Source organism: Staphylococcus sp. FSL W8-1270 (assembly GCF_038007165.1).
Lineage (GTDB): Bacteria > Bacillota > Bacilli > Staphylococcales > Staphylococcaceae > Staphylococcus > Staphylococcus hominis.
In genome coordinates this window covers 1,451,831-1,469,008 of the sequence record NZ_JBBOWQ010000001.1, presented here as the reverse complement: position 1 = coordinate 1,469,008, position 17,178 = coordinate 1,451,831, and the positions used below count along the sequence as shown (strand labels likewise).

The 17,178-nt window shown below is 31.7% G+C and carries 12 protein-coding genes and 2 pseudogenes; all 14 read left to right on the top strand.

Going from position 1 to position 17,178, the window contains the following annotated elements:
- Nucleotides 1–122: 122 nt before the first annotated feature.
- The 14 genes and pseudogenes from pnp to rny all read left to right on the top strand — a co-directional run bounded on the left by pnp (nt 123) and on the right by rny (nt 17,163).
- Nucleotides 123–2,219, top strand: a complete 2,097-nt coding sequence (gene pnp / locus NSU06_RS07385; protein ID WP_017174615.1) for a polyribonucleotide nucleotidyltransferase — start codon at nt 123–125, stop codon at nt 2,217–2,219.
- Nucleotides 2,220–2,424: 205 nt separating this feature from the next.
- Nucleotides 2,425–4,098: a ribonuclease J2 gene (gene rnjB, locus NSU06_RS07380; protein ID WP_017174616.1), complete on the top strand. Its 1,674-nt coding sequence runs from the start codon at nt 2,425–2,427 to the stop codon at nt 4,096–4,098.
- Nucleotides 4,099–4,434: 336 nt separating this feature from the next.
- Nucleotides 4,435–5,107: pseudogene (locus tag NSU06_RS11580) on the top strand (cell division protein FtsK); the annotation flags it as partial.
- A 77-nt stretch (nt 5,108–5,184) separates the two neighbouring features.
- A pseudogene (locus NSU06_RS07375) lies at nt 5,185–6,858 on the top strand (DNA translocase FtsK); the annotation flags it as partial.
- Nucleotides 6,859–6,860: 2 nt separating this feature from the next.
- Nucleotides 6,861–7,577 carry a GntR family transcriptional regulator gene (locus tag NSU06_RS07370; protein WP_048762400.1) on the top strand — a complete coding sequence of 239 codons (717 nt, stop codon included), beginning with the start codon at nt 6,861–6,863 and terminating at the stop codon, nt 7,575–7,577.
- A gap of 93 nt (nt 7,578–7,670) precedes the next feature.
- Nucleotides 7,671–8,870: an EF-P 5-aminopentanol modification-associated protein YfmF gene (yfmF, locus tag NSU06_RS07365; RefSeq protein ID WP_371089537.1), complete on the top strand. Its 1,200-nt coding sequence runs from the start codon at nt 7,671–7,673 to the stop codon at nt 8,868–8,870.
- Nucleotides 8,870–10,156, top strand: coding sequence for an EF-P 5-aminopentanol modification-associated protein YfmH (gene yfmH, locus NSU06_RS07360; RefSeq protein ID WP_017174620.1), 1,287 nt, complete (start codon nt 8,870–8,872; stop codon nt 10,154–10,156). The genes yfmF and yfmH overlap by 1 nt, the downstream gene beginning before the upstream one ends.
- A gap of 2 nt (nt 10,157–10,158) precedes the next feature.
- Nucleotides 10,159–10,863 (top strand): elongation factor P 5-aminopentanone reductase, encoded by a 705-nt coding sequence (gene ymfI, locus NSU06_RS07355; protein ID WP_017174621.1) that lies wholly within the window; start codon nt 10,159–10,161, stop codon nt 10,861–10,863.
- A gap of 118 nt (nt 10,864–10,981) precedes the next feature.
- A complete protein-coding gene (locus NSU06_RS07350) occupies nt 10,982–11,824 on the top strand; it encodes a DUF3388 domain-containing protein (protein WP_002448864.1) in 843 nt (280 codons plus the stop codon).
- A gap of 20 nt (nt 11,825–11,844) precedes the next feature.
- On the top strand, nt 11,845–12,237 hold the full coding sequence (locus NSU06_RS07345) for a helix-turn-helix domain-containing protein (RefSeq protein WP_017174622.1): 393 nt from the start codon (nt 11,845–11,847) through the stop codon (nt 12,235–12,237).
- A 32-nt stretch (nt 12,238–12,269) separates the two neighbouring features.
- Nucleotides 12,270–12,845, top strand: coding sequence for a CDP-diacylglycerol--glycerol-3-phosphate 3-phosphatidyltransferase (pgsA, locus tag NSU06_RS07340; protein WP_017174623.1), 576 nt, complete (start codon nt 12,270–12,272; stop codon nt 12,843–12,845).
- Between the two features lie 132 nt (nt 12,846–12,977).
- Entirely contained in the window at nt 12,978–14,117 is a 1,140-nt protein-coding gene (locus tag NSU06_RS07335) for a CinA family nicotinamide mononucleotide deamidase-related protein (RefSeq protein WP_019835105.1), read from the top strand.
- Between the two features lie 176 nt (nt 14,118–14,293).
- The gene (gene recA, locus NSU06_RS07330) at nt 14,294–15,340 is read left to right on the top strand and encodes a recombinase RecA (RefSeq protein ID WP_002448773.1); all 1,047 of its coding nucleotides are present in this window, start codon (nt 14,294–14,296) and stop codon (nt 15,338–15,340) included.
- A gap of 263 nt (nt 15,341–15,603) precedes the next feature.
- The gene (rny, locus tag NSU06_RS07325) at nt 15,604–17,163 is read left to right on the top strand and encodes a ribonuclease Y (RefSeq protein ID WP_002448856.1); all 1,560 of its coding nucleotides are present in this window, start codon (nt 15,604–15,606) and stop codon (nt 17,161–17,163) included.
- Nucleotides 17,164–17,178 lie beyond the last annotated feature (15 nt).

The window sequence follows — 17,178 nt, the reverse complement described above, 5'->3', positions numbered from 1 at the left end:
AAGGGAAAGCACCATTTAGATTGGTACTTTCCTTTTTTTGTATTTTTATCATAAACACTAATATAAAAATATATAAATAAATGATATGATGTAAGTATTAGATTTCAGAGAGGAGATTCATAATGTCTCAAGAAAAGAAAGTGTTCAAAACTGAATGGGCTGGAAGATCGTTAACGATTGAGACAGGTCAATTAGCGAAACAAGCTAATGGTGCAGTTTTAGTACGTTATGGTGATACTGTTGTATTATCTACAGCAGTTGCTTCTAAAGAGCCACGTGATGGTGATTTTTTCCCCTTAACAGTTAACTATGAAGAAAAAATGTATGCGGCTGGTAAAATTCCAGGTGGATTTAAAAAACGCGAAGGTCGTCCTGGAGATGAAGCGACACTTACTGCACGTTTAATTGATAGACCAATTAGACCATTATTCCCTAAAGGTTATCGACATGACGTTCAAATTATGAATACTGTATTAAGTGCGGATCCAGACTGCTCCCCAGAAATGGCAGCAATGATTGGATCGTCAATGGCATTGAGCGTGTCTGATATTCCATTCCAAGGACCAATTGCCGGTGTAAATGTAGGATATATTGATGGAAAATACGTGATTAATCCAACACTTGAACAAAAAGAAGTATCTCGTTTAGATTTAGAAGTTGCTGGTCATAAAGATGCTGTAAATATGGTTGAAGCAGGTGCGAGTGAAATTACAGAACAAGAAATGCTTGAAGCGATTTTCTTTGGTCATGAAGAGATAAAACGCTTAGTTGCTTTCCAAGAAAAAGTTGTTGAGCATATTCAACCTGTAAAAAAAGAATTTATTCCTGTTGAACGTGATGAAGAATTAGTACAACGAGTAAAATCTTTAACGGAAGAAAAAGGATTAAAAGAAACTGTATTAACATTTGACAAACAACAACGTGATGAAAATTTAGATGCACTTAAAGCAGAAATCGCTACTGAATTTGTAGACGAAGCGGATCCAGAAAATGAGTTGCTTATCGATGAAGTATATGCGATTTTAAATGATTTAGTAAAAGAAGAAGTTCGTCGATTAATTGCAGATGAAAAAATTAGACCTGATGGACGTAAACCAGATGAAATTCGTCCGCTTGAATCAGAAGTTGGTTTATTACCACGTGCACATGGTTCTGGATTGTTTACCCGTGGACAAACTCAAGCATTATCTGTACTTACTTTAGGAGCATTAGGAGACTATCAACTTATTGATGGATTAGGACCTGAAATTGAAAAACGTTTTATGCACCACTATAATTTCCCTAATTTCTCAGTAGGTGAAACGGGTCCAGTGAGAGCGCCAGGTCGTCGTGAAATTGGTCATGGTGCACTAGGTGAAAGAGCGCTTAGATATATCATTCCTGACACTACAGAGTTCCCTTACACAATTCGTATTGTGAGTGAAGTATTAGAGTCAAATGGCTCATCTTCACAAGCTTCAATTTGTGGATCAACATTAGCGTTAATGGATGCTGGTGTGCCTATTAAAGCTCCAGTAGCTGGTATTGCTATGGGTCTTGTCACTCGTGAAGATAGTTATACAATTTTAACTGATATTCAAGGTATGGAAGATGCTTTAGGTGATATGGACTTCAAAGTTGCTGGAACTAAAGAGGGAATTACTGCGATTCAAATGGATATCAAAATTGATGGTTTAACACGTGAAGTGATTGAAGAAGCTCTTGAACAAGCTCGTCAAGGTCGTTTAGCGATTATGGATCATATGTTACAAACAATCGATCAACCACGTAGTGAATTAAGTGCATATGCACCTAAGGTAGAAATTATGCATATCAAACCTGAAAAAATTCGTGATGTCATTGGTCCAGGTGGTAAAAAAATTAATGAAATTATTGACGAAACTGGCGTTAAGTTAGATATTGAACAAGATGGCACTATCTTTATTGGCGCTGTTGATCAAGAAATGATAAATAGAGCTCGAGAAATTATTAATGAAATTACCCGCGAAGCTGAAGTTGGCCAGGTATACCATGCAAAAGTTAAGCGTATTGAAAAATATGGTGCTTTTGTAGAATTATTCCCAGGTAAAGATGCTTTATTACACATTTCTCAAATTTCTAAAGATAGAATAAATAAAGTTGAAGACGTTTTAAAAATCGGTGATACGATTCAAGTTAAAATTACAGAAATTGATAAACAAGGCCGTGTAAATGCGTCTCATAAAGTTTTAGATGAATAAATGAATGAAGTTAAGGTTAGGACAAAATGAAGTCCTAACCTTCTTTATATATATAAAGAATGATTTTATGAAAGTATATATATTTTTATTAAAGGTCTTTTACTCCTTAGTTACAACACACTTTAATAGTGTACATCCTTCGTAAATTAAATTATAATAAATTATGAGTTTATATGGACGGGAATTAATTATAGGAGGTAACATTTTGAGTTTAGTAAAGAAAAAGAATGACGATATTCGCATTATTCCACTTGGGGGCGTAGGCGAAATCGCTAAAAATATGTATATCGTCGAAGTAGACGATGAGATGTTTATGTTAGATGCAGGATTAATGTTTCCTGAAGATGAAATGTTAGGAGTAGATATTGTTATTCCTGACATCCAATATGTAGTAGAAAACAAAGATAAATTAAAAGGGATATTTTTAAGTCATGGTCATGAACATGCAATTGGTGCAGTGAGTTATATTTTAGAGCAAGTTGATGCACCAATTTATGGTTCAAAACTTACTTTAGCTTTAGTTAAAGAAAGTATCAAAGAAAGAAATATAAAGAAAAAAGTACGATATTATACTGTAAATCATGATTCAGTGATGAGATTTAAAAACGTCAATATTACTTTCTTTAATACATCACATAGTATTCCAGATAGTTTAGGTATCTGTATTCATACTTCACACGGTTCAATTGTATATACAGGTGAATTTAAATTTGACCAAAGTTTACAAGGGCATTATGCTCCTGATATGAAACGCATGGCTGAAATTGGAGAAGAAGGTGTTTTTGCTTTGATTAGTGATTCAACTGAAGCAGAAAAACCTGGTTATAATACTCCAGAAAATGTCATAGAATCGCATATTTATGATGCATTTGCTAAAGTAAAAGGTCGTTTAATTGTTTCATGCTATGCATCGAATTTTATTAGAATTCAACAAGTATTAAATGTTGCTAGTAAATTAAATCGTAAAGTATCTTTCTTAGGAAAATCTCTTGAAAGTTCATTTAATACTGCACGCAAAATGGGATATTTTGATATTCCTAAAGATTTATTGCTTCCAATCAATGAAGTTGAAAACTATCCTAAAAATGAAGTCGTTATTATAGCAACAGGTATGGAAGGCGAACCTATTGAAGCGTTGAGTCAAATGGCCCAACATAAACATAAGATTTTAAATATTGAAGAAGGCGATTCAGTTTATTTAGCCATCACTGCTTCAGCAAATATGGAAGTTATTATAGCCAATACGTTAAATGAACTTGTTCGAGCAGGTGCACATATTATTCCAAATAATAAAAAAATTCATGCCTCTAGTCATGGTTGTATGGAAGAATTAAAAATGATGATTAATATTATGAAACCTGAATACTTTATTCCTGTTCAAGGTGAATTTAAAATGCAAATTGCGCATGCAAAATTAGCAAATGAAGCAGGCGTTGCACCTGAAAAGATTTTCCTTGTCGAAAAAGGTGATGTGATTCATTTTGATGGCTCACACATGGTATTAAATGAAAAAGTAAATTCAGGTAATATTCTCATCGATGGTATAGGTGTAGGAGACGTTGGAAATATTGTGTTAAGAGATCGTCATCTTCTTGCAGAAGATGGTATCTTTATTGCAGTAGTAACATTAGACCCTAAAAATAGACGTATAGCTGCTGGACCTGAAATTCAATCACGCGGATTCGTTTACGTACGTGAAAGTGAAGAATTAATGCAAGAAGCGGAAGATAAAGTTCGAGAAATTGTGGAAGCTGGACTACAAGAAAAACGTATAGAGTGGTCTGAAATTAAACAAAATATGCGCGACCAAATTAGCAAGCTTTTATTCGAAAGTACAAAACGTCGCCCAATGATTATTCCAGTTATTTCTGAAATTTAAAAGATATACATTTAATAAAGAGGTCGGGACAATATCACTTTTATAAAATAATTAAAAATATAAACGTTTATCATTCTTATTTATAGATTCATTGATGTATTAAATTGAAAGTATATAAAAGATAAGACATTTACCCTAACTTTTATAGTGAACTCTATAATTTTAAAAGATGATTTGACTCATTTATTTTTAATTATTTAAAAATGGGCTTAAAGGTCTATGTGATACATATTGTCTCAACCTCTTTCATACTTTTAACTCTAAAACATAACTTACATTTTTTTATATTTTTGAAAATGTCATTATTATAATTAAAAATAAAAGAAGGTGTAACATTTGCCACGAACTAAGAAAAAAACAACGACTAGAAAAACCAATTCAAAGTCGAAAACGAAAGCACGCCAAACTAAAAAGAAAAAGCAACAAAAAACAGATAGTTCTGTAAGGTATATTATTGCTATTGTAATTGTGATTATATCTATTTTAGGAATATTTCAATTAGGGCTTTTTGGTAGAATGATTGATAGCTTTTTCAATTATTTATTTGGCGCAAGTCGTTACCTTACATATATTTTAGTAAGTTTAATTACAATTTATATTGCAATGCAAAGACATTTTCCAAAAACACGTCGTACATTCGGTCTCATTTTATTACAATTTGTATTACTGATTGTTTCTCAACTCATTTATTATTTTTCTAAAGGAGAAGTTGCGAAAAGAGAACCGGTATTGTCTTACGTTTATAAATCTTATGAACATACTCATTTTCCAAATTTCGGTGGAGGTATTATTGGCTTTTATTTATTAAAATTATTTGTACCTTTAATCTCTATTGCTGGGATTATCATTGTGACTTTGATTTTACTGATATCAAGTTTTATCCTATTACTAAAATTACATCATAGAGATGTGGCGAGAAACACAATTGATTATTTTAAACGTTCTACTCAGAGTGCCTCATCTACTTTAAAAGAAAAAAGAGAAGCAAATAAAATTAGAAGAGAAGAACGATTACGTGAAAAAGAAGAACAGCGTCAAGCATTGGCACACCAAAGAGAATTAGAAGAACAACAAAGGAAAGATGAAGTCATGAAAGATGTGAGTGACTTCCCAGAAGTGAAACAGCAACATGAAGATATTCCTATATATAGCCATCATGCAGCAACGGATGAAGAAAAAGTACGATCTAAACGTAAAAAACGTCAATTTGACATAGACCATCAAGATAAAGAACCTACGCATGTGTCTGCGTCAAATTCTATGAAAAAAGATAAAATAAAACACGTTTCTAATGATGACGATACGAATAATAGTTCGATCATAGAAGCAGGAGAAGTTGGCAATGTAGCCTATCACATTCCTCCTTTATCATTACTTAAACAGCCAACAAAACAAACGACAACTTCAAGAGCTGAAGTACAACGTAAAGGTCAAATATTAGAATCAACCATGAAAAATTTTGGAGTTAATGCTAAAGTGACTCAAATTAAAATTGGACCGGCTGTCACTCAATATGAAGTTCAACCAGCTCAAGGTGTTAAAGTAAATAAAATCGTTAATTTACATAATGATATAGCTTTAGCACTTGCTGCGAAGGACATTCGTATTGAAGCGCCTATACCTGGACGTTCAGCTGTAGGCATTGAGGTTCCAAATGATAAAATTTCTTTAGTTACGCTAAAAGAAGTTTTAGAATCAAAGTTTCCAGCAAAAAATAAATTAGAAGTCGGTTTAGGACGAGACATCTCCGGAGAACCAATGACTATTGAATTGAATGAAACACCTCACTTATTAGTGGCTGGTTCTACAGGTAGTGGTAAGTCAGTATGTATCAACGGTATTATTACGAGCATTTTATTAAACGCTAAGCCACACGAGGTAAAATTAATGTTAATTGATCCTAAAATGGTAGAATTAAATGTATATAATGGTGTTCCACATTTATTAATACCTGTAGTAACAAATCCTCATAAAGCATCACAGGCATTAGAGAAAATTGTAGCTGAAATGGAACGTCGTTACGATTTATTTCAACATTCGTCTACTAGAAACATTGAAGGATACAATCAATTTATAAGACGTCAAAATGAAGAACTTGATGAAAAGCAATCAGAACTTCCTTATATCGTTGTCATTGTTGATGAATTAGCAGATTTAATGATGGTGGCAGGAAAAGAAGTTGAAAATGCAATACAGCGTATTACACAAATGGCCCGTGCAGCGGGTATACATTTAATTGTAGCAACACAACGTCCTTCTGTAGATGTTATCACGGGGATTATTAAAAATAATATCCCTTCAAGAATTGCATTTGCTGTAAGTTCACAAACAGACTCTAGAACAATCATAGGCTCTGGAGGAGCAGAGAAATTATTAGGCAAAGGCGACATGCTTTATGTTGGTAATGGTGAATCCACACAGACACGTGTTCAAGGTGCATTTTTAAGTGATCAAGAAGTACAAGAAGTTGTAAATTATGTAGTTGAACAACAAAAAGCAAATTACGTAAAAGAAATGGAACCTGATGCTCCTGTAGAGAAATCAGAAATGAAAAGTGAAGATGCACTATATGATGATGCATACGCTTTTGTAATTGAGAAACAAAAAGCAAGTACGTCGCTTTTACAAAGACAATTCAGAATTGGATATAATCGTGCATCAAGATTAATGGACGATTTAGAGAGAAATAATGTTATTGGTCCACAAAAAGGCAGTAAACCAAGACAAGTTTTAATAGATTTTGAGAATGAAGAGGTGTGAGTATGACTGAATTGAACTCAGTTTTTAAAGTAAAAGAATATATTTTTAAAAAAATAAAAAATCATTCTTTAAAACCTGGTGATAAACTTCCTAGCAATTTATCCATTGCTAGAGAAGTTAACGTTAAAACAGATGATGTCTATGAAGCGATTGGAGAACTTATTATTGAACAAGTTTTAACTGATAATTTTGAAGAAGGAACAAGTATAAAGGCTCTACAGCCCTTTTATTATCCTTTAAATAAATTATTTAGTATTAGTGAAATGATTAAAAAAGCGGGATATGAAGCAAGTACAGAATATTTGAGTTTAGAGCAGCAACCCGCTTCTTTATTAGATGCAAAAATGTTAGATATTGAAGATAAGCAGCCTATAACAATTATTGAAAGACTACGTACTGCGAATCATCATCCAGTTATTTATTGTTTAGATAAGATTGCTGAACATCATTTAACTTGTACCGAATATCAAGAAAGTGATGGATCGATGCTTAATGCAATTGAACTTAATACTGGGCATAAGGTAGCTTCTGCTGAAACTGAAATTGAAGCAATCAGTTATGAACCTCATATTTCTAGCATATTGAATGCTGAACCACATGAGGGATTAATGTTATTAAAGGTTGTCCATTATGATGAAATGGGTAAACCTATTTTATACTCATTAAATTATATAAAAAGTAGCCTAGTGAAGTTTAAATTAACACGCACAAAAATTTAATAACAGGTAAAGGAGTGATTGATTATTTTGAAACAACATACTAATCATCAAATACATATTGATATTCTTCCAACTGAGAAATTTAAAACAACGATGATCACATTTAAATTTATAGCACCACTTGATTACGAAACAATTACTGCTCGTTCATTACTAAGTAAAGTATTGGTTCGTGCCACAAAAAAATGGCCAACAGATAAATCATTTAATAAACAATTATCAGAGCTTTATGGAGCTTATATTAATAGCTTTGTTTCTAAATTTAAAGATAAACATGTCATTACTATTTCTTTAGAAATTGTAAATGAACATTATCTTAAAGATACTACACCATTATTTGAAAAAGGTTTGAATTTATTAAAAGAAGTCATCATGAATCCACTTGTTGAGAATAATTCATTCAACTCTACATTTGTTACTCAAGAAAAATCATTATTACATAAAAAAATAGAAGCGATGATTGACAATAAAGCGCAATATTCATTTATTAATTTATTAAAATATATGTTCAAAAATGAAGCTTATCGTTATTTAGCTATAGGTCAAATAGAAAATATTGCGCGTATTACAAATGAAAGTTTGTATGATACATATAAATCTATGATAAATAATGACATGTGTTCAGTGTATGTAGTGGGAAATGTAAATGAAAAAGAAGTTACATCACTCATAGAAAATTCATTTAGTCTTAGCTCAACGACGTTTGACTTTAATCATAATGTAAATACTGACTGTACCGACCAATCTACTGAAACAATCATTGAAAAAGATACCGTTGACCAAGCTAAATTAAATTTAGGTTATCGTTTTCCAACTCATTATGGAAACGAAGATTACTATGCACTTGTCGTATTAAATACTATGTTTGGCGGTGATCCTTCTTCAGTACTATTTAATGAAGTACGTGAAAAACAAAGTCTAGCTTATTCTATTCATTCGCAATTAGATGGAAAAAATGGCTATTTATTTGTATTAAGTGGTGTATCTGTTGAAAAATACGATATTGCAAAAACTACAATTATTGAAGAATTCGAGAAGTTTAAAGTAGGAGATTTCTCTGAAGAAAAATTAGCATTAGCTAAAAAAATTATCATTTCACAACGACAAGAAATTGCAGATAGACCTAAAGGTATTATTGAAGTCATGCAAAATCAACTACTTTTAAATCAGCCTCAATCAGATAAAGAATACATGGAATTAGTTAATAAAGTGACTAAAGAAGATGTCGTTAAAATGGCAAATCAAGCCTATTTAGATACGATATATGTATTAACGAAGGGAGGTCAATCATAGTGCAAGAACAATATTATGAATTGATTGATGAACGCGTCTATAAACATGAACTAAATAATGGATTACGCTTATTTGTAATTCCTAAAAAAGGATTTCAAAAAACATATGTGACCTATACAACTCAATTCGGTTCGTTGGATAATACATTTAAACCTCATCATAAAGATCAATATGTGACTGTACCAGATGGAGTAGCACATTTTTTAGAGCATAAGTTATTTGAAAAAGACAATGATGAAGATTTATTTACTGCATTTGCCAATGATAATGCTCAAGTCAATGCATTTACAAGTTTTGATCGTACGAGTTATTTGTTTAGTGCAACTGATCAAGTTGAACGAAATATTCTACGTTTACTTGATATGGTGGAAACACCCTATTTTTCAAAAGAAACAGTAGACAAAGAAAAAGGAATTATTGCTGAAGAAATTAAAATGTATCAAGAACAACCAGGATATAAAATTATGTTCAATACATTACGTGCAATGTATCATCATCATCCAATTAAAGTAGATATTGCAGGTAGTGTTGAGAGTATTTATAGTATCACTAAAGATGATTTATACTTATGTTATGAAACGTTTTATCATCCATCCAATATGGTATTATTTGTCGTAGGAGATGTGGATCCTAAACGTATTTGTAATGTTATTGAAGAACATGAAAATCGTCGTCATAAAACAAATCAACCTTCTATTCAAAGAGGAGCAATAAAAGAACCAAATGAAGTAGTTCAATCATTTATATCTGAAAAAATGAAATTACAGTCTCCACGTTTAATGCTAGGGTTTAAAAATGAACCTTTGGATGAAGCACCTGAGAAATATGTTCAAAGAGATTTAGAAATGACTTTATTTTTTGAACTCGTATTCGGTGAAGAAACAGATTTCTATCAATCTCTTCTTAATGATGATTTAATTGATGATTCATTTGGATATCAATTTGTTCTTGAACCTACTTATAGTTTCTCAATTATTACAAGTGCTACTCATGAACCAGATCAATTAAAGGATAGGTTACTTACTGAATTAAAGAAATATAGAGGAAACTTAAAAGATTCAGAAGCGTTTGAATTATTGAAGAAGCAATTTATTGGTGAATTTATCTCTAGTTTGAATTCCCCAGAATATATTGCAAATCAATATGCAAAATTGTATTTTGAGGGTGTAAGTGTATTTGATATGTTAGATATTGTAGAAAATATTACTTTAGATAGTATTAATGAAACTGCTAAACAATATCTAAATATTGATCGTCTTGTTGATAGCCGTTTGGAGATAGATTAAATATGAAGGCATTAGTATTTGGTGGTTCTGGTAGTATTGGTAGTGCGATTGTAGATCGTTTATTAAAAGAGGGATATGAAGTAGTACTTCAATATTATCAATCTGATATTTCATCCTTAGAAAAAAAGTATAAAGGTGAAGCCGTAGAATTCATTCAAATGGATTTGACTCATGATATTGATTTAAATGATATATTTAGTCATATAAAACAGTTAGACTGTTTAATTTATAGTAGTGGTACATCATTATATGGCATGCTACAAGATATGAAAGATAAAGAGATAGATGAATGTTATCATATTCATGTCAAACAGTTGATTCGATGCTGTCGATATTTCATAGACCTATTGAGAAAAAGTACAAATGGTAGAATTATTGTTATCTCATCAATTTGGGGCGAGACGGGAGCAAGTATGGAAACTATTTATTCAGCAATGAAAAGTGCTCAAATTGGATTTGTAAAGGCCCTCAGTCAAGAGCTAGCATTGACGAATGTCACTGTGAATGCTATAGCACCTGGTTTTGTTTCAGGACGTATGGCTAAAGCATTCAGTGATGAAGAAAAAGCAGTTATCTTATCTGAACTACCACAACAAAGAATGATAGCTCCACAAGAAGTAGCACATGTGTGTGCTTATTTATGCCATCCTAATGCTAAGAGTATTACAGGAACAGTCCAAAAGGTTAATGGTGGTTGGTATATTTAAAAAGTATCCTAAATTTTAAATGCAGATTTGACGATTCGTTTTTTATAATCAATGATATAATAAATTTAATTATATAAGGGGAATATTTCAAATTGTATTTAAACAAGGGGTTGGTTAGATGACTGTTGCTAAAAAAAAGGAATGGTATTTAGAATACGAGATAATTGTTAATCGGGCTGGACTTTTAGGCGACGTATCGAGTTTACTTGGTATGTTAGGAATTAGTATTATTACTATAAATGGTGTTGATCAAGGGCGTCGTGGATTACTTATTAAGACAGATAGTCTTGAAAAAGTCACACGTTTTGAAAATATCATTCATGAATTGAAAGAAATAGAAATAACAAAGTTAAGAATTCCAGAGTTACGTGATCGTTTAGCAGTGCGTCATGGTCGCTATATTGAACAAGATGCTGGTGACAAAAAAACATTTCGTTTTGAACGTGAAGATTTAGGTTTACTTGTCGACTTTTTAGCAGAATTATTTAAAGAAGATGGTCATAAATTAATAGGTATTAGAGGGATGCCTCGTGTTGGAAAAACAGAATCGATTGTCGCAGGTAGTGTCTGTGCGCATAAACGATGGCTATTTATAAGTTCAACATTAATTAAACAGACAGTTCGTAGTTCTCTTATAAAAGGTGAATATGATGCTAATCATGTTTATATTATTGATGGTGCGGTAACTGCTAGAGAAACAAATCCTAAACATCAACAGTTAGTTGAAGAAGTGATGACTTTACCGTCAATAAAAGTAGTTGAGCATCCAGATTTATTTATAGAAACAAATCAATATAGCATCGATGATTTTGATTATATTATCGAGCTACGTGAACATGAGAATCAAAAAATTGAATATGATCACATGAAACAACAAGTTAAACAACAAGCAATTAAAAGCAAAAACACATTAGATTTTGGAGAAGATGTGTTTGGCGGTGGCTTCGGTTTTTTTGAGTAATGAAGGTGGAGGCGTCAAAAGTGAAAACAATTGGTGAAACCTTAAAAGGTAGAAGAGAAAGATTAGGAATGACATTAACAGAATTAGAACAACGTACACAATTAAAGCGAGAAACGTTAAAATATATTGAAGAGAATAAATTTGATCAACTTGCCAAAGTGGATTACGCTGAAGGTTTTATTAGACGTTATGCAAGTGTAGTTAATATGGATGTAAATCAACTCATTAAAGTGCATCATGAAGAAATTCCTAATCAACATAATCAACTCGATACACTTTTACATCATTATCGACACAACGAAGTGCCCGAATATCGTACTAAAAATAAAGAACCTATTCAATTATTGATTATGATTAGTATTGTTATAATTATTACTTTTATTATGTGGGTATTAGCAGTATTATTAATATAATATACATATAAATTAAGAAATGAGGTATTAAAATGAATATACCTAACCAGATTACAGTTTTTAGAGTGATTTTGATTCCAGTATTTATATTATTTGCTCTAGTAAACTTTGGTTTTGGAAGTGTATCTGTATTAGGTGGATATGACATAAGAATAGAGCAACTTATTGCTGCTATTATTTTTATTGTAGCTTCTTTAAGTGATTTTTTAGATGGTTATTTAGCAAGAAAATGGCAACTTGTAACAAATATGGGTAAGTTTTTAGATCCATTAGCGGATAAATTATTAGTTTCTAGTGCTCTTATTGTTATGGTTCAATTAGGGCTAACTAATTCAGTTGTAGCAATTATTATCATTGCTCGTGAGTTTGCGGTTACAGGTTTACGTTTACTTCAAATTGAACAAGGATTTGTGAGCGCAGCAGGCCAATTAGGTAAAATTAAAACAGCTGTTACAATGGTAGCAATTATTTGGATTTTACTTGGTGATTTATTCTCAAACTGGATTGGATTCCAATTAGGACAAGTATTATTATACATTGGCGTATTCTTTACAATATTATCAGGAATTGAATATTTCTATAAAGGTAGAGATGTGTTTAAGCAATAAAAGTATAATCAAATAAAGTGAAATGTAATGAGAGTCGCATAAAATGACTCTCATTTTTTTGAGTTATTTTTTAGATTATATAATAGATTAAGTATAAAATATGAATTAAGACTATATAAGGGAGAGGGACATATGAATATATCTATCATAGCAGTAGGTTCAGAATTATTATTAGGTCAAATAGCAAATACAAATGGCCAATATTTATCAAAACTTTTCAATCAAATTGGAAAGAATATAGTTGAACATACAGTTATCGGTGATAATCCTGATCGTTTAGAATTTATTATTAGAGAAGGACTAAAAAGATTTGACACATTAGTGCTCACTGGTGGATTGGGCCCAACTAAAGACGATTTAACTAAACAGACAGTAGCAAAAGTATTAAATAAAAACTTAGTGACTAATGAAGAAGCATTAAATTATATTGAAGATTTTTTCAAAGAACAAGGGCAAGAAATGACACCTAATAATAAACAACAAGCACTTGTAGTAGAGGGAGCGAAAGTATTAAAAAATCATTATGGTATGGCTCCAGGTATGTTTATTGAAATGGATAATAAAAAAGTAATTCTGTTACCTGGTCCTCCGAGTGAAATGCAACCTATGGCTAAAAATGAGTTGCTTCCATTACTTATAGATAATGACAATACTATTTTTTCAGAGCAACTGAGATTTGCAGGAATTGGAGAATCGAAAGTTGAAACAGAACTTATGGATTTAATTGAAAAACAAACTAATCCTACGATAGCTCCGTTAGCAGGGAAACATGAAGTATATATTAGATTAACAGCAAATGCTTCTACACAAAGTGAATGTAAAACATTGATTCAACCTATAAAAGAAGAAATACTAGAACGAATTGGTCAATTTTATTATGGTTCAGATGACACATTGTTAGAACAATCTGTAATGGAACAAATGAATTCTACAGTAAGTATATATGACGGGGTAACGGATGGAGCGATTTATACTCGTTTAAAACGCTTTGATAAACAAAATATATTAAAAGGAATATTACCAGATAATGATATATTTTTAAATCATCATTCAAGTATTGAAATGCAATTAAGAGACGCCTCTTCATATGTAAAAGATTTATATAAAACTGAAATGGGTATAGCAATATTACATGAGAAAGAGGAAGTTTATCTAGCAATTAATACAAAAGATGATTTTAAAATGACTACATTTAAGATAACACAATCAAGAAATATACTGCCCAACAGAAGTCAAAATTATGTATTAATAAGATTATTAAATTGGCACTAAAATGTACTTAAATTAAAAAATGGTTATAATTTTCGGGCACATTTGTTCGATTTTGTATTCATTGTTCTCTTTTTATACGAACAAATATTCGCAAAATACTTGTGTTTGAATATGGTTAAGAGTATAATATATATATAATATTAAATAGATAACTATCTCATATAGGAGGTTTCGCTTTGGATAATGATCGTCAAAAAGCTTTAGATACAGTTATAAAAAATATGGAAAAATCCTTTGGTAAGGGTGCAGTAATGAAATTAGGCGATAATAAAGGTCGTCGTGTATCTAGTGTATCAAGTGGTTCAGTTACTTTAGATAATGCACTAGGTGTAGGTGGTTATCCTAAAGGAAGAATTATTGAAATATATGGTCCTGAAAGTTCCGGTAAAACAACAGTAGCACTTCATGCCATTGCTGAAGTACAAAAAAATGGAGGCGTTGCTGCGTTTATCGATGCTGAACATGCACTTGATCCAGTATATGCTGAAGCATTAGGTGTTGATATAGATAATTTATATCTTTCTCAACCCGACCATGGTGAACAAGGTTTAGAAATAGCAGAAGCTTTCGTAAGAAGTGGAGCAGTTGACATTGTTGTTGTAGACTCAGTTGCTGCTTTGACTCCTAAAGCTGAAATTGAAGGTGAAATGGGAGATACACATGTTGGTCTTCAAGCACGTTTAATGTCTCAGGCTTTGCGTAAACTTTCAGGTGCAATTTCAAAATCAAATACTACAGCTATATTTATTAACCAAATTCGTGAAAAAGTTGGAGTAATGTTTGGTAATCCAGAAACTACACCAGGTGGTAGAGCATTAAAATTCTATAGCTCAGTACGTTTAGAAGTGCGTCGTGCAGAACAATTAAAACAAGGTCAAGATATTGTAGGTAACAGAACTAAAATTAAAGTTGTTAAAAATAAAGTAGCACCACCATTTAGAATTGCTGAAGTAGATATCATGTATGGTCAAGGTATTTCAAAAGAGGGCGAATTAATTGACTTAGGTGTAGAAAATGATATTGTCGATAAATCTGGTGCTTGGTACTCATATAATGGTGAGAGAATGGGTCAAGGTAAGGAAAATGTTAAAACATATCTTAAAGAAAACCCTCAAATTAAAGATGAAATCGATCGCAAATTACGTGAAAAATTAGGCATTTTCGATGGTGATGTTGAAGAAAATGAAGATAAATCATCACAAACATTATTCGATGAAGAATAATGTTAAATTTTTAATGCTTTAACTAGAATATACTTAAAAATATTAAAATTATTTTGTGTGAGAGTGAATGATGAGTTCGAAATGAATTCAATGTCACTCTCTTTCTTTTATAAGTATGTGTAGTGAAATTGAAGTGAAATTTCATATCTTGACACTACTGAGTACATAAACGTACAATTAATATGTATATTATTTATACAATTTATAAAAAATCATAGAGATTTTAATATACAAGCAAATACCTAGAAAAAGGAGGTGTTTATGTGAATTTATTAGACCTCCTACTCATTTTGCTGGGGATTATTCTAGGGGTTGTTGTAGGGTATTTTTTAGCCCGAAATATATTACATCAAAAGCAAATTCAAGCTAGACAAACTGCTAATGATATTATCAAACAAGGACAAAAAGAAGCAGATAATATCAAAAAAGAGAAATTATTAGAGGCAAAAGAAGAAAATCAAATCATTAGAGAACAAGTTGAAACAGAGCTACGTGAAAGACGTAGTGAGCTTCAAAGACAAGAAGCCCGAAATCTTCAAAAAGAGGAAAATTTAGATCGTAAATCAGAATTATTGGATAAAAAAGATGAGATTTTAGATCAAAAAGAATCCAAAATTGAAGAAAGACAACAACAAGTAGATGCAAAAGAGAGTAGTGTTCAGACGTTAATAATGAAGCATGAACAAGAATTAGAACGCATCTCCGGTCTCACTCAAGAGGAAGCAGTTAATGAACAACTTCATAGAGTGGAAGAAGAACTGTCACAAGATATTGCAGTGCTTGTTAAGGAAAAAGAAAGAGAAGCAAAAGAAAAAGTTAACAAAACAGCAAAAGAATTGTTAGCTACTACTGTACAAAGATTAGCTGCTGATCATACAACGGAATCTACTGTTTCAGTAGTTAATTTACCAAATGATGAGATGAAAGGTCGAATTATTGGTAGAGAAGGTAGAAATATTCGTACTTTAGAAACGTTAACAGGTATCGACTTGATTATTGATGATACTCCTGAAGCAGTGATTTTATCTGGATTTGATCCAATTAGACGTGAAATCGCTAGGACTGCATTAGTGAATTTGGTCTCTGATGGAAGAATTCATCCAGGTCGTATCGAAGAAATGGTAGATAAAGCTAGAAAAGAAGTAGATGACATCATTAGAGATGCAGGTGAACAAGCAACATTTGAAATCAATGTTCACAATATGCATCCAGATTTAGTGAAAATTTTAGGCCGTTTAAACTATAGAACAAGTTACGGCCAAAATGTCTTAAAACATTCTATGGAAGTCGCACATCTTTCTGGAATGTTAGCTGCTGAATTAGGCGAGGATGTTAGTTTAGCAAAAAGAGCTGGATTACTACATGATGTAGGTAAAGCAATTGATCATGAAGTTGAAGGTAGCCATGTTGAAATTGGTGTTGAATTAGCTAAAAAATACGGTGAAGTTGAAACTGTTATTAATGCGATTCATTCACATCATGGAGATGTTGAACCAACATCTATAATTTCAATTCTAGTAGCTGCTGCAGATGCATTATCGGCCGCGCGTCCAGGAGCACGTAAAGAAACACTTGAAAATTATATTCGTAGATTAGAACGCTTAGAAACTCTTTCAGAAAGTTATGAAGGTGTTGAAAAAGCGTTCGCAATTCAAGCTGGTAGAGAGATTAGAGTTATTGTTTCTCCTGAAGAAATAGATGATTTAAAATCTTACCGATTAGCTAGAGATATAAAAAATCAAATTGAAGAAGAATTACAATATCCAGGACATATTAAAGTGACAGTTGTTAGAGAGACTAGAGCAGTAGAGTATGCGAAGTAATTTTTAAAATTAAAT